This window comes from Pseudomonas sp. Arb-4-2C (assembly GCF_055755015.1).
In genome coordinates this window covers 4,854,421-4,868,246 of the sequence record NZ_CM146899.1, presented here as the reverse complement: position 1 = coordinate 4,868,246, position 13,826 = coordinate 4,854,421, and the positions used below count along the sequence as shown (strand labels likewise).

The following is a 13,826-nucleotide window of genomic DNA, read 5'->3' as shown; positions in this document are numbered from 1 at the left end:
CACTGCAAGTGCCGTCATTGCAGTTGCGCTTCGGGCAGGGTCAGTGTGCGCGGGATCCGGGTCGCATCCCAGTGGTTTGCGCCCCATTTCAGCAGCTCCTGCGGGGTGGCGTGAGCCAACTCGGGGCCGGGGTTCTGCCCCAGCGCGCGCAGGGCCCGCAGCAGCAAAGGGGTGGCTTGATCGGCCTCCAGTGGCGGCGAGCGGTAGGATTTGCCGAGCTTGTTGCCGTCCGGTTGCGTGATCAATGGCAGGTGCAGGTAGCGTGGCTGACGAAAACCCAGCAGTTCTTGCAGGTAGAGCTGGCGCGGGGTGGAGTCGAGCAGATCGGCGCCGCGCACGATGTCGGTGATGCCTTGCCAGGCGTCATCCAGCACGACTGCCAGTTGATAGGCGTACAAGCCATCGCGGCGGCGAATCACGAAATCGCCGACTTCGCGCCCCAGATGCTGGCGAAACTCGCCCTGCACCCGGTCGATGAAGTGATATTCCAGTTCCGGCACGCGCAGGCGGATCGCCGCGTCTTGCTGCTCATGCCCGGCATTGCGGCACAGCCCCGGATAAATGCCGTGATACGGCTCCAGTTGTTTGCGCGAACAGGTGCAGGCGTAGGCAAGGCCATGGTTGAACAGGCTGTTGAGGATTTGCGCGTAGGCCTCGTGCCGGTCACTCTGGCGCACCATTTCGCCGTCCCATTCGAAACCGTAGCTTTCCAGCGCCTTGAGAATCGCTGCCTGCGCGCCGGGCTCTTCCCGGGGCGGATCCAGATCTTCCATGCGCACCAGCCAGCGCCCGCCCACTGCGCGTGCGTCGAGGTAAGAGGCGAGGGCGGCGACCAGCGAGCCGAAGTGCAGATGGCCACTGGGTGTCGGGGCGAAGCGGCCAATGTAGGCGGGGGAGGTTTTGGCAGTCATGAGGACAATATAATTTTCAGGGTTCGCGCACACTACCCCCTGTGGGAGCGGGCTTGCTCGCGAATGCGTCGGATCAGACACGTTTATGTTGAATGACACATTGCATTCGGGAGCAAGCCCCCTCCCACAAAGGCAAAAGGCAGAAACAAAAACGGAGCGTTCGCACGCTCCGTTTTTCGTTCAAGTCGAGATTACTTGCCGACCTGCTTTTCCTTGATTTCCGCCAGGGTCTTGCAGTCGATGCACAGATCCGCGGTAGGACGGGCTTCGAGACGCTTGACGCCGATCTCGATGCCGCAGGACTCGCACCAGCCGTATTCTTCGTCCTGAATCAGTTCGAGGGTCTTGTCGATCTTCTTGATCAACTTGCGCTCGCGGTCGCGGGCGCGCAGCTCGAGGGCGAATTCTTCTTCCTGGCTGGCACGGTCGGCCGGGTCAGGGAAGTTGGCTGCTTCGTCTTTCATGTGATCAACAGTGCGATCGACTTCCTGCATCAAGTCCTGTTTCCACTTGTTCAGGATCTTGGTGAAGTGCGCGCGCATCGGGGCGCCCATGTACTCTTCGCCGGCCTTCGGAACGTAAGGTTCGAAGCCGCTGATCGTCGCTTGCTGCTGTTGCTTTGCTTGGGTGGGCATGAAATGGACCGCCTCTACTCTTGTAATCCATTGCGCAGGATTGCTCCATCACCGACACCTGCCGGCCCTGCGGCTGCAAGCGGGCGAACTTACCAGATCAATTCGGCCTGCGCTACTCCCGGATGTCGAGGCCCCGGCGGGTGGCGCTTGCAAATGTTTGGCAAGCCGTGTCTGGTGGTGTTGAAGACCTGTTCAATCACTGATTTTAGTCAATCCTGGAGCGTACGCTCATATCGTTACAGTCCAGCGTTCTTGAGGCTGTGACCGCGATGGGTTCTCGCTCGTTCCGGCAGATGAGTAGAATCGTTTCTTTTTCCCGTCGAAGGAAGGCCAATGGCTCAGCCCTACAGTGCGCGCAGTCGTGCGATCGAACCGTTCCATGTGATGGCGCTGCTGGCGCGGGCCAACGAATTGCAGGCTGAAGGCCACGACGTTATCCATCTGGAAATCGGCGAACCAGACTTCACCACGGCTGAGCCGATCATCCGCGCAGGCCAAGCGGCGCTGACGGCGGGCAAGACCCGCTACACCGCCGCGCGCGGCATTCCCGAGCTGCGCGAGGCGATTTCCGGTTTCTATCAACAACGTTATGGCCTGAACATCGACCCGCGACGGATTCTGATCACCCCCGGTGGCTCCGGCGCCCTGTTACTGGCCAGTGCCTTGCTGGTGGACCCTGGCAAACACTGGCTTTTGGCGGACCCCGGTTACCCGTGCAACCGGCACTTCCTGCGTCTGGTCGAAGGCGCGGCGCAGCTGGTTCCGGTCGGGCCGGACGTACGTTATCAACTGACTCCGGATCTGGTGGCGCGGCACTGGGATCACGACAGTGTCGGTGCGTTGGTGGCCTCGCCGGCCAACCCTACCGGGACGATCCTGACCCGTGATGAGCTGGCCGGGTTATCCACAGCGATCAAGGCGCGGCACGGGCATTTGGTGGTGGATGAGATTTATCACGGCCTGACCTATGGCACCGACGCGGCGAGTGTGCTGGAAGTCGATGACAGTGCCTTTGTGCTCAACAGTTTTTCCAAATATTTTGGCATGACCGGTTGGCGTCTCGGCTGGCTGGTGGCGCCTGACGCGGCAGTCGGCGAACTGGAAAAACTCGCGCAGAACCTCTACATCAGCGCGCCGAGCATGGCGCAGTACGCGGCACTGGGGTGCTTCGAACCAGACACCATCGCCATTCTTGAAGAGCGTCGTGCTGAGTTCGGCCGTCGCCGGGACTTCCTGCTGCCGGCCCTGCGCGAGTTAGGCTTCAACATCGCCGTCGAGCCGGAAGGGGCGTTCTACTTGTACGCCGATATCAGCCGGTTCGGCGGTGATGCCTTCGCGTTCTGCCGTCATTTCCTCGAAACCGAGCATGTTGCCTTTACCCCGGGACTGGATTTCGGCCGTTATCAAGCCGGCCACCATGTGCGTTTTGCCTACACGCAAAACCTCCCTCGCTTACAGGAAGCGGTGGAACGAATCGCCCGTGGCCTGAAGAGCTGGCAAGGCTGATGCGTTTTTATCCTGCTCTGGAAGAGGCGCGACTGATTCGCCGCTACAAACGGTTTCTCGCGGATGTTGAAACGATCAACGGTGAACTGTTGACCCTGCACTGCCCGAACACCGGTTCGATGCTCAATTGCCAGGTTGAGGGCGGCCAGGTGTGGTTCAGCCGTTCCAACGATCCCAAACGCAAGCTGCCCGGAACCTGGGAAATCGGCGAAACCCCGCAGGGCCGGCTGTTTTGCGTGAACACCGGCCGCGCCAACGCCTTGGTCGAAGAAGCCTTGCAGGCTGGGGTCATCAGCGAGTTGAACGGTTTTACCGCGCTGAAACGCGAAGTGGCGTACGGTCAGGAAAACAGCCGCATCGACTTTCGCCTCGAATACCCAAGCGGCCCAGCCTATGTGGAGGTGAAAAGCGTCACCCTGGGTTTCGACGGGACGAATGTGGCGGCGTTTCCCGATGCGGTCACCCAGCGCGGCGCCAAGCACCTGCGCGAGCTGGCGCATCTGGCCCGGGACGGTATTCGTGCGGTGCAGTTGTATTGCGTCAATCTCAGCGGGATCGAGGCGGTGCGCCCGGCGCAGGAAATCGATTCGGCCTACGCTGACGCACTGCGTGAAGCGGTGGCGTGCGGGGTCGAGGTACTGGCCTACGGCGTGCGCTTAAGCCACGAAGAGATGGTGATCGACCGGCGGCTGAACGTCCTGCTTAACGGTTAAACATCGATCCACAGCCCTTGTGCATCCTCGCGGCAAGGGATGGCGGTCAGGGATTGCCCGGCGCAGGGGCCGGCGACGCATTGGCCGTCCTCGATCAGAAACAGTGCGCCGTGGGTGGCGCACTGAATCAGGCTGTTGCTCGGGTCGAGAAACTGGTCTGGGTGCCATTCCAGCCCGACGCCGCGGTGCGGGCAACGGTTCAGATAGACATACGCCTGGCCCTCGCGGCGCACGGCAAACAGTCTGCTTCCGTCGATGTCGAACCCTCGGCTGCCGGCCTCGGCCAGATCGGCGCCCGCGCACAAAAACTTCATGGCTATCCTCAAGTGTCGGCTCGTCACGGGAGATGTCCGAGCTTGACGTATAAATGCAAACAATTATCAAATGGCCGCCTTCATCCGCCGTGCGGTGACCGATGCCTAGGATACTTGGCCCGTTGTCCCGATGCGCGGAAAAACCTGTTCAAGGAAGCTGTGTATGCGCCTGAAAACCCGCGTTGCTGTGCTGTGTGTCGGACTTTTCGTCAGCCACCAGGCTGCAGCGGCTGATTTGCCGCAACGCTGGGTGAGCGCCGGGGGCGGATTGTCGGAGTGGGTCAGTGCGCTGGGCGGCGAGACGAAACTGGTCGGCGTCGACACCACCAGTCAGCACCCGCAATCGCTGAAGGCACTGCCGAGCATCGGCTATCAGCGCAGTCTGTCTTCGGAAGGCATTCTCAGCCTGCGTCCGGACATTCTGATCGGCACCGAAGAAATGGGCCCGCCGCCGGTTCTGGCGCAAGTGAGGAATGCCAAAGTACAGGTGGAGCTGTTTTCCGCGCAGCCGGATCTGCCAACCCTGCAAAAGAACGTCACGCACCTGGGGCAGTTGCTCGGCGCCGAGGCGCAAGCGGCTCAACTGCTGCAAAGCTATCAACAGCAACTCGATGCGCTGAAACAGCGAGTCAGTCAATTGCAGGCCAATCACAAGGCGCCGGGCGTTCTGGTGCTGATCGGACATGCAGGTGGCAAGCTGTTGATTGCTGGCAAGGACACGGCTGCCGACTGGATGTTGCAACAGGCCGGCGGGCATAACCTGGCGACGCATACCGGTTACAAACCGTTCTCAGTGGAGTCGTTGGCGGGGCTCGATCCTGAAGTCTTGGTGTTCGCTGATCGCGCGTTGAGCGGTGAGGCGGCGAAAACGGCGCTGTTCAAGGAAAACCCTATTCTCGACTCAAGCCGCGCTGTCAAGGCCGGACGGGTGCTGGAGCTGGACCCGACGTTGCTGGTTGGCGGCCTCGGGCCGCGTGTGCCAGCGGCGTTGAAGACCTTGTCTGACGGTTTCTACCCGACCAAGGGCAACCCATGACCACATTGGTCAAACCCCGCAGCCTGTTTGTTGGCCTGACGCTGTTGTGTCTGCTGGCCATCTGGCTGTCGCTGGCGCTGGGACCGGTCAGCCTGCCGCTGTTCGATACCCTGCGCGCAGCGTTGCGCATGCTCGGTGTGCCGCTGGCGCCGGACGGTCTGGAGCAGGCTGAGCTGATTCTCGGGCAGATTCGCTTGCCGCGCACCTTGCTCGGGCTGGCCGTCGGCGGTGTGCTGGCGTTGTCCGGTGTGGCGATGCAGGGCTTGTTTCGCAATCCGTTGGCCGATCCGGGATTGGTCGGGGTGTCCAGCGGTGCTGCGTTGGGCGCGGCGATTGCGATTGTCGGCGGTGCGTTTTTTGGCGGCTTGCCGGAGTGGTTCGGGCCGTATTTACTGTCGGCGTGTGCGTTTCTCGGTGGGCTGGGGGTGACGGCGCTGGTCTATCGACTCGGCCGCCGCAACGGTCAGACCAACGTGGCGACCATGCTGCTGGCGGGGATTGCCCTGACTGCGCTGGCAAGCTCGGCGGTGGGGCTGTTCACTTATCTGGCGGATGACGCGACCCTGCGTACGCTGACGTTCTGGAATCTGGGCAGCCTCAACGGCGCCAGTTACGCACGGCTCTGGCCGCTGCTGATCATCAGCGCCGGCGTTGCGCTGTGGTTGCCGCGCCGCGCCAAGGCCCTGAATGCCTTGCTGCTCGGTGAGTCCGAGGCAGGGCATCTGGGTATCGATGTCGAGCGGCTCAAGCGCGAATTGGTGTTTTGCACCGCGCTGGGTGTCGGTGCGGCAGTGGCGGCGGCGGGGATGATCGGTTTCGTCGGGTTGGTGGTGCCGCATCTGGTGCGCTTGCTGGCCGGGCCGGATCATCGGGTGCTGTTGCCAGCCTCGGTGCTGGCCGGGGCCAGTCTGTTGTTGTTGGCGGATCTGGTGGCGCGGCTGGCGCTGGCGCCGGCGGAGTTGCCGATCGGCATTGTCACCGCGTTTATCGGCGCGCCGTTCTTCCTTTATCTGCTGTTGCGAGGGCGTGCCTGATGCTGCGTGCGCACAATATGCATATCCGCCGCGGCCGCAAGACGGTGCTCAGCGAGGTCAGCCTGCAGCTTGAACCGGGCGAAGTGCTGGGGGTGTTGGGGCCGAATGGCGCGGGTAAAAGCACATTGCTCGGCGCCCTCTGCGGTGAACTGGCGGTCAGCGAGGGCGAGGTTTCGCTGGATTGTCAAGCCTTGAGCTGCTGGACGGGTGCGCAACGCGCGCAACGTCTGGCGGTGTTGCCGCAGGTGTCGACGCTGGACTTTGCCTTTCGCGTTGAGGAGGTGGTTGGCATGGGCCGCTTGCCTTATCAGAGCGGTCGGGTGCGCGATGAGGAGATCGTTGCGGCAGCGCTGGACGCTGCGGATGCCGGGCATCTGAGCGGGCGCAGTTATCTGGCGCTGTCGGGTGGCGAACGTCAGCGTGTGCATCTGGCGCGGGTGCTGGCGCAACTGTGGCCGGGGCAGGCCGGGCAAAGCTTGTTGCTCGACGAGCCAACGTCGATGCTTGATCCGCTGCATCAACATACGACGCTGCAAGCGGTGCGCGAATTTGCCGATCGTGGCGCAGCAGTGCTGGTCATCCTGCATGATCTGAATCTGGCGGCGCGCTATTGTGATCGTGTGTTGTTGCTCGAAGGCGGGCGCCCGGTGGCGCTGGATACGCCGCAACAGGTCTTGCGACCGGATACGCTCAAAGCCGTGTTCGGTCTTGAAGTGTTGGTGCAGCCGCACCCGGAGCGTGGGCATCCGCTGATCATCGCCCGCTGATTTCTCATCGAGGTGATGGCATGCGCGGGATGTGGTTTTTGGCGGTGTTGTTGCTTGCAGGGTGTCAGCATGTTGCCGCGCCGCCGGTCAGTGGCGAGATTCGCGATCTGCACAGCGGCCAGGTGCTGACGGCAGAGGCGTTGCTGAAGCGTTTGGCCAGGCCGCAACACCTGATCATCGGCGAGCAACACGACAATGCCGATCATCACGCTGTGCAGTTGTGGTTGTTGCAGGCGCTCGGTGAGCAGCGCCTCCAAGGCAGTTTGCTGCTGGAAATGCTCACGCCTGATCAACAGCCGAAAGTGGATCAAGTCCGTCACGCAGCAGCGCCGTCCACTGATCTTCCCGGCGCATTGGCCTGGCAGGATGGTTGGGACTGGAGTCTCTATGGTCCGATCGTGCGGTTCGCCCTCACGCAGCCCTATCCGTTATTGGCAGCCAATCTGGATAGCGATGAAATCCGCGCCTTTTATCGACAGCCGTCAGGTTTGAGCGGAGTTCGCAGCAATGCGCCCGCGGTGAAGGCCGCGTTGCTTGAGCAGATCAGCGATTCACACTGCGGCTTGCTGCCCAAATCGCAAATGCCGGCGATGCTCGCGGTTCAGCAGCAACGCGATCGACGCATGGCCGAGCGTTTGCTGGCGGCGCCAACGCCAGCCTTGTTGTTGGCCGGTGCCTGGCACGCGCGCAAGGATGTTGGTGTACCGCTGCATGTTCTGGATCTGGGCGCAGCCCAAGCACCGACGGTGCTGCTGATGGCTGAGCAGGGGGCTGAGGTTACCGCAGCGATGGCCGATTATGTCTGGTACACCCAGGCGAAGCCGAATCAGGATTACTGCGCACAGATGCGCAAACAGTTTGGCCAATGACTTTTCCGCAGGCAAAAAAAGACCCGGTAGAACCGGGTCAAATAACCGTGATTAGCCTGATGAGGAGATAATCTGAGAGTCCGAACCAAGGGCTTTTCAGAATATCGACTGATCTCGCGACCAGTTGTGATAATCATAGCGATTCTCATTACCGAGTCAACCACTGTTTTTCCATTTACTTGATTTAGTCGTGAAAATGGCTGGAATGCCCCGGAAATACGGGACCTAACGCGGGCCTTTGCTGCCGATCAGTTGGGTAATCTGCTGGTTGAGCTGGCCGATACGTCGGGCCATGCTCTCAATGAGGCTGTGAGCAATTTTTGGATTGTTGCGGGTCATGTTCAGAAATTGATCGCCGGGAATCAGCATTACGGTGCTCGGCTCGCGAGCAATGACCGTAGCGTTGCGCGGCTCTCCCGTGAACACCGCCATGGCGCCGAAAATTTCGTCCTTGGGTACTTCGCCCACTTTATGCCCATCAACAAACGCTTCGGCATGCCCATCGATGATCACGAAAACGTGATCGGCCACATCGCCCTGCTGGATCAGCACTTCACCGCTTTCGACCCGTTTGAAGCCGTTGGTGCTGCGAAACTCGCGTGGTTTCAATTCGGCTACAGCGTGGGCCAGCATTGCCATCTGACCCAGCAGATACTCCAGTAACTGCTCGGCCTTGCCAGGTTCGGCAAACAAGTGGTGAAGAAGATCAGTTCGCCGATATGGCAGCAATCGTAAGGTCCCGTCACTGCACAAACGGCAATCAGCCCAGGCCTGGCCCTGCTGCAGACCGATCAAGTCGCCTTCCTGCCAGTAAAAAACCGCCCGACCGCCAATGCAGCCGTTGATCACGCCTTCTGTCAGCAGAAACAACTGATCGTCGGGTAACTGTCGCAGCAGATCGTCAGAGATTTCTGTCTCCAGCGCTGGCCCGCACGGCGCAAGCCCTTCGAGCCAGCGTACAGGCAAGCTCTGCAAGCGATTGATCAGTGCATCGACAGGTTCCGATTGTTCCCCGAGCAGATACATGGCGTCAGCGCCTATTTCAATTCTTGTGTCGAGAGGAAATAGCTTCGAGCTGCTTGTTCAAGGCGTCTTTGCGTTCGGCAGGGATGTCGTTCCAATGCACATCCATCAGCGCCCCTTCGATCGCATACAGCAACACCTTCGATGCGCGAAACCCGCGGGTACGCACGGCCCGGTAGGCGTCCACCGCCCCCAGGCGACGCAAGTCCGAAGCGCTGTGGATGCCCACGGCATGCAGCCACTGCGCCGACGTCTTGCCAAGATTCTTCAGGTGTTGCAGTTCATCATTCATCAAGCCTCCTTGCGACGGCCGAATGGTGCGTGGTCGAGCTTCTCAGGAGTGTAGCCATCAGTAGGAAAAGCGTGGTTGTTTGGTCGGATTCAACGCAAACGCTTCTAAGAAAGGGGCGCTTCAACGGTCTGCGAACGCAGATAAGGAGGGGGGAACAAAAAACAATGCAGGAGTGAGCCTGCTCGCGATAGCGGACTGGCAGGTACACATGTGTTGAATATCAAACCGCTATCGCGAGCAGGCTCACTCCTACAGGGAGGCGTTGTGTCAGGGAATAATGAGGCTATCAGCGTGTGCGATAACGCAAGCGCGTGCCGAAATTCATCGACATCAGAATCTCGTCGGCACTCAGCTCAACCGGGAAGTACGCGCCGGAAATCTGCGCATGAGCGAGGCTCGCTCCTTCAAGCGAAGCATTACGGAAATCGATGCCACGCAGATCGGCGGAACGGAAGTAGGCGTCCCTGAAATCCACGCCATCAGCATTCAGTTCACGCAGATCAAGACCGCGAAAGTCGCCACCGACCATATCGATCGGGCCGTCTTGCGGGCGCTCTTTGTTGAAACCTGTGATGTCGTCTTTGTGCAGCAAGGCATACAGCGGGGTGTCGAGAAGTTTCGGCTGGCTCATGTCAGATCACCTGTTGGTTTTATGACGCCAGTATAGTGCCACTATTTGGCGGCCGTGAAGCAAGCGAGGACTTCACGGCCGAAATAGTTTCTTACAGGCCCGGCAGGCGTTGACGGATCTGCGCGACCACGGTGTCCAGCGTGCCGGATTCATTGGTCTGTACGCGCTTGCTGCGCAGGATTTCTTCAGGCGTCAGTGCTTCGCGATTAGCCTGTTGCGCTTCGATCACTGCCAGTGTGGCATCGGACGGATCCTGTTTGTCCGCCTGACGAATTGCCAACCAGCTCTCGATCACCGCTTGTGGTGCGTTGCAGTCGAGGATCAGGAACGGCGTGCCGGTGGCTTCGGCGATTTTTGCGGCGCTGTCGCGTTGCTCACGCTTCAGGTAAGTCGCATCGATGACCACCGGGAACCCGGCGTGCAGGATCACTTCAGCGATTTCATGCAGGCGTGCGTAAGTCTTGGTGCTGGCGTCGGCGCTATAAATGCCGGCCTGCACATCATTGGCCACAGTTTGCTCGCCGAACAGGCGCTTGCGCTCAACGTCGGAGCGCAGGCGAATCGCCCCCAGTGCTTCGACCAGGCGCATGGCCACATGGCTTTTCCCGACTGCCGATACACCGTGGGTGATGGCCATGAAGCGCGAAGGAATGGTGCTGTAGCTTTCCGCCAGGTTGGCGTAGTTGCGGTACTGGCGCAGGGTGGTGGCGCGCTGCACTGGGGTGGCGTCCGCCGGCATGCTGAACAGGGCAACCTTGGCGCGAACCAGGGCGCGGTAGGCTTTGTAGAAGTTCAGCACTTCCAGGCCTTGATAGTCGCCGGTCAGCTCCAGGTACTGGCTGATGAAGCGACGGGCCAGGGATTTCAGGCCGCGGTCTTCCAGGTCCATGGCCAGGAAGCCGGTGTCGGCCCAGACGTCAGTGAAGCGGAACGGCTCGTTGAACTCGATGCAGTCGAAGATCACCACTTTGCCGTCGATGACGGTGGCGTTGCCCAGGTGGATATCACCGTGGCATTCGCGGGTGAAACCCTCGGCTTTACGCTGAGCGAACAGCGGCTTGAGGCGTTCGAAGCTGCTTTCGGCCCAGGCTTTCAGTGCTTCGAGTTGCAGCAAGTCGTTCTTGTCGCTGAGGAACGGCAGGATCTGTTCGAAGTTTTGCGAGACCGGGGCCATCACGCTGTCCGGTGTGCCGGCGTCATGCTCGGCCGGGACTTTCGGCGCGCTGAGGTGGAATTTGGCGATCTGTTCGGCCATTTCGTCGACGTGCCGAGTGGTCAACTCGCCGTTGGCTTGCAAGGTGCTGAGCAAACCGGTCTGCGGGAACTGACGCATTTTCAGCACATATTCGATTGCCGGGCCATCGCCGCCCAGTTGCGGCGCTTCGACGCTGCCGGTCACCGGCAACACTTCCAGATACAAATCATCGGTCAGGCGCTGGTTCAGGCGCAGTTCTTCGCCGCAGAAGTGCTCGCGCGATTCGAGGCTGGTGAAGTCGAGGAAGCCGAAATTCACCGGCTTCTTCACTTTATAGGCAAAGGGGCCAGTGAGGATCACCCACGAGATGTGGGTTTCGATGACCTGGAACCCTTCGACGGGGTGCGGGTAGAGGGCCGGGTTTTGCAGGGCAGCGATCAGGGACTGGCTCACGGGCGATCCTTCAGAGACTGGGAAATTCGAGGTCGCCATTATGGCCGCTCGCCAGCCCGACGCAAACCTCGGAGCGCTCCTGTTGAGTATGAATAAAGTGCGTATAATCCGCCGCCATGACTCGAACTCGATCCCCTCGTACCAAGAAAAAACCACCTGCCAGGGGCCTGCGCCCGTGGTTGGGTTGGGCCATTAAACTCAGCCTGGTCGGCCTCGTGGTGCTGGCCGGCTTCGCCGTTTACCTCGATGCCGTGGTGCAGGAGAAGTTCTCCGGCAAGCGCTGGACCATCCCGGCCAAGGTCTACGCGCGTCCGCTCGAGCTGTTCGTCGGACAAAAGCTCAGCAAGGATGATTTCCTGACCGAGCTCGACGCGCTCGGCTATCGTCGCGAAGCCGTGAGCAACGGTCCCGGCGCTGCCGCAGTCAACGGCAATACCGTCGATCTGAACACTCGCGGCTTCCAGTTCTATGAAGGTCTGGAAAAAGCCCAGCCGGTGCGCGTGCGCTTCTCCGGCGATTATGTGGCCGAGCTTTCGGGGCTCAATGGTTCGAAGCTGTCCGTGGTGCGGCTTGAGCCGCTGATGATCGGCGGCATTTACCCGAAAAATCTTGAAGACCGAATCCTGATCAAGCTCGATCAGGTGCCGCCGTACCTGCTGGAAACCCTGGTTGCGGTTGAAGACCGCGACTATTACAGCCACTGGGGCGTATCGCCGAAATCGATTGCCCGGGCCATTTGGGTCAACACCTCTGGCGGCAAGATGACCCAGGGTGGCAGTACGCTGACCCAGCAGTTGGTCAAGAACTTCTACCTCACCAACGAACGCAGCCTGAGCCGCAAGCTCACCGAAGCGATGATGGCGATGCTGCTGGAACTGCATTACGACAAGAAGGAGATTCTTGAGGCCTACCTCAACGAGGTCTTCGTCGGGCAGGACGGTCAGCGTGCGGTGCACGGTTTCGGTCTGGCCAGCCAGTTCTTCTTCGGCCAGCCATTGTCCGAGCTGAAACTGCACCAGGTAGCGCTGTTGGTCGGCATGGTCAAAGGCCCGTCCTATTACAACCCGCGTCGCAATCCTGAGCGCGCGCTCGAGCGTCGTAACCTGGTGCTCGACGTGCTTGAGCAGCAAGGCGTGGCGACTGCCGAACAGGTCGAAGCTGCGAAGAAAATGCCACTGGGTGTAACGACTCGCGGCAAGCTCGCTGATAGCTCATTCCCGGGCTTCATCGATCTGGTCAAACGCCAGTTGCGTGAAGACTATCGCGACGAGGACTTGACCGAAGAGGGCCTGCGGATCTTCACCAGTTTCGACCCGATTCTGCAGATGAAAGCCGAGGCCTCGGTCAACGACACCTTCAAGCGCCTGGCTGGACGCAAGGGCTCCGATGATGTGGAAGCGGCGATGGTCGTGACCAACCCGGAAACCGGCGAAGTCCAGGCAATGATTGGTAGCCGTCAGGCCAGTTACGCCGGGTTCAACCGGGCGCTGGATGCCGTGCGGCCGATCGGTTCTCTGGTGAAGCCCGCGGTGTATCTGACTGCACTGGAGAAACCGAGCCACTACACGCTGACCAGTTGGCTGTCGGATGATCCGTTGTCGGTCAAAGGCGCGGACGGCCAGGTGTGGAAGCCGCAGAACTATGATCGCCGCTCACACGGCACGGTCTTCCTCTATCAAGGGCTGGCGCACTCCTACAACCTGTCGACCTCGCGTCTGGGCCTGGAAGTCGGTGTGCCGAATGTGCTCAAGACCCTTGCGCGTCTGGGTGTGACCCGGGAATTTCCGGCGTTCCCGTCGATGCTGCTGGGGGCTGGCGGCATGACCCCGATCGAAGTGGCGACCATGTACCAGACCCTCGCCAACGGTGGTTTCAATACGCCGATGCGCGGGATTCGCAGCGTACTGACCGCCGAGGGCGAGCCGCTCAAGCGTTATCCGTTCCAGATCGAGCAGCGTTTCGATCCGGCGTCCATCTACCTGATCCAGAACGCCATGCAGCGGGTGATGCGTGAAGGTACCGGCAGCTCGGTTTATAACGTGCTGCCCAAGACCCTGACGCTGGCCGGCAAGACCGGTACCAGTAACGATTCGCGTGACAGCTGGTTCGCCGGTTTCAGTCAGGACCTGCTGGCAGTGGTCTGGCTCGGTCGTGACGACAACGGCAAGACCCCGTTTACCGGGGCAACCGGTGCATTGCAGGTCTGGACCAGTTTCATGCGCAAGGCCGATCCGCTGCCGCTGGACATGCCGCAGCCGGACAACATCGTCCAGGCGTGGGTCGATTCGCGTACTGGACAAGGCTCTGACGCCAACTGTCCGGGGGCGGTGCAGATGCCGTATATTCGCGGCAGCGAACCGCCACCCGGCGCCGCGTGTGCAAGCGAAACGCCTGCTTCGCCGGAGTCGGTGATGGATTGGGTCAAGGGCTGGATGAATTAAGCAAAG

The 13,826-nt window shown here is 60.6% G+C and carries 14 protein-coding genes; 7 read left to right on the top strand and 7 right to left on the bottom strand.

Annotation, left to right across the window (positions count from 1 at the left end; genetic code table 11):
- Positions 1-14: 14 nt before the first annotated feature.
- Both gluQRS and dksA read right to left on the bottom strand, forming a co-directional pair.
- Positions 15-911, bottom strand: a complete 897-nt coding sequence (gluQRS, locus tag AC0J41_RS22045; RefSeq protein ID WP_473013609.1) for a tRNA glutamyl-Q(34) synthetase GluQRS — start codon at positions 909-911, stop codon at positions 15-17.
- A 191-nt stretch (positions 912-1,102) separates the two neighbouring features.
- Entirely contained in the window at positions 1,103-1,546 is a 444-nt protein-coding gene (gene dksA / locus AC0J41_RS22040; RefSeq protein ID WP_003228250.1) for an RNA polymerase-binding protein DksA, read from the bottom strand.
- A 333-nt stretch (positions 1,547-1,879) separates the two neighbouring features.
- Between dksA and AC0J41_RS22035 the strand changes: the two genes are divergently transcribed.
- A complete protein-coding gene (locus tag AC0J41_RS22035; protein WP_473013608.1) occupies positions 1,880-3,052 on the top strand; it encodes a pyridoxal phosphate-dependent aminotransferase in 1,173 nt (390 codons plus the stop codon).
- On the top strand, positions 3,052-3,765 hold the full coding sequence (sfsA, locus tag AC0J41_RS22030) for a DNA/RNA nuclease SfsA (protein ID WP_025108830.1): 714 nt from the start codon (positions 3,052-3,054) through the stop codon (positions 3,763-3,765). Before AC0J41_RS22035 ends, sfsA begins: the two co-directional genes overlap by 1 nt.
- Here the strand turns inward: sfsA and AC0J41_RS22025 are convergent.
- Positions 3,762-4,079, bottom strand: a complete 318-nt coding sequence (locus AC0J41_RS22025) for a Rieske (2Fe-2S) protein (RefSeq protein ID WP_473013607.1) — start codon at positions 4,077-4,079, stop codon at positions 3,762-3,764. The genes sfsA and AC0J41_RS22025 overlap by 4 nt on opposite strands.
- 163 nt (positions 4,080-4,242) lie before the next feature.
- On the opposite strand from AC0J41_RS22025, the gene AC0J41_RS22020 reads away from it, so the two are divergent.
- The 4 genes from AC0J41_RS22020 to AC0J41_RS22005 are packed head-to-tail and all read left to right on the top strand — an operon-like array spanning position 4,243 to position 7,785.
- Complete coding sequence (locus AC0J41_RS22020) at positions 4,243-5,115, top strand: heme/hemin ABC transporter substrate-binding protein (RefSeq protein WP_473013606.1); 873 nt, start codon at positions 4,243-4,245, stop codon at positions 5,113-5,115.
- 50 nt (positions 5,116-5,165) lie between these two features.
- Positions 5,166-6,149, top strand: coding sequence for a FecCD family ABC transporter permease (locus tag AC0J41_RS22015; protein ID WP_177327303.1), 984 nt, complete (start codon positions 5,166-5,168; stop codon positions 6,147-6,149).
- Positions 6,149-6,916, top strand: a complete 768-nt coding sequence (locus AC0J41_RS22010; protein WP_473013605.1) for a heme ABC transporter ATP-binding protein — start codon at positions 6,149-6,151, stop codon at positions 6,914-6,916. Before AC0J41_RS22015 ends, AC0J41_RS22010 begins: the two co-directional genes overlap by 1 nt.
- A 20-nt stretch (positions 6,917-6,936) precedes the next feature.
- The gene (locus AC0J41_RS22005) at positions 6,937-7,785 is read left to right on the top strand and encodes a ChaN family lipoprotein (RefSeq protein WP_473013604.1); all 849 of its coding nucleotides are present in this window, start codon (positions 6,937-6,939) and stop codon (positions 7,783-7,785) included.
- A 225-nt stretch (positions 7,786-8,010) separates the two neighbouring features.
- Here the strand turns inward: AC0J41_RS22005 and AC0J41_RS22000 are convergent, their stop codons facing one another.
- The 4 genes from AC0J41_RS22000 to AC0J41_RS21985 all read right to left on the bottom strand — a co-directional run bounded on the left by AC0J41_RS22000 (position 8,011) and on the right by AC0J41_RS21985 (position 11,379).
- Positions 8,011-8,811, bottom strand: coding sequence for a Crp/Fnr family transcriptional regulator (locus AC0J41_RS22000; RefSeq protein WP_473013603.1), 801 nt, complete (start codon positions 8,809-8,811; stop codon positions 8,011-8,013).
- 16 nt (positions 8,812-8,827) lie between these two features.
- Positions 8,828-9,100 carry a TfoX/Sxy family protein gene (locus AC0J41_RS21995; protein WP_003228231.1) on the bottom strand — a complete coding sequence of 91 codons (273 nt, stop codon included), beginning with the start codon at positions 9,098-9,100 and terminating at the stop codon, positions 8,828-8,830.
- Between the two features lie 286 nt (positions 9,101-9,386).
- Positions 9,387-9,731 (bottom strand): pentapeptide repeat-containing protein, encoded by a 345-nt coding sequence (locus tag AC0J41_RS21990; protein WP_025108837.1) that lies wholly within the window; start codon positions 9,729-9,731, stop codon positions 9,387-9,389.
- A gap of 91 nt (positions 9,732-9,822) precedes the next feature.
- Positions 9,823-11,379, bottom strand: coding sequence for a bifunctional aminoglycoside phosphotransferase/ATP-binding protein (locus tag AC0J41_RS21985; protein WP_025108838.1), 1,557 nt, complete (start codon positions 11,377-11,379; stop codon positions 9,823-9,825).
- 116 nt (positions 11,380-11,495) lie between these two features.
- Here AC0J41_RS21985 and mrcB point away from each other — a divergent pair, with 116 nt between their 5' ends.
- On the top strand, positions 11,496-13,820 hold the full coding sequence (gene mrcB / locus AC0J41_RS21980) for a penicillin-binding protein 1B (RefSeq protein ID WP_025108839.1): 2,325 nt from the start codon (positions 11,496-11,498) through the stop codon (positions 13,818-13,820).
- The last annotated feature ends 6 nt before the right edge of the window (positions 13,821-13,826 follow it).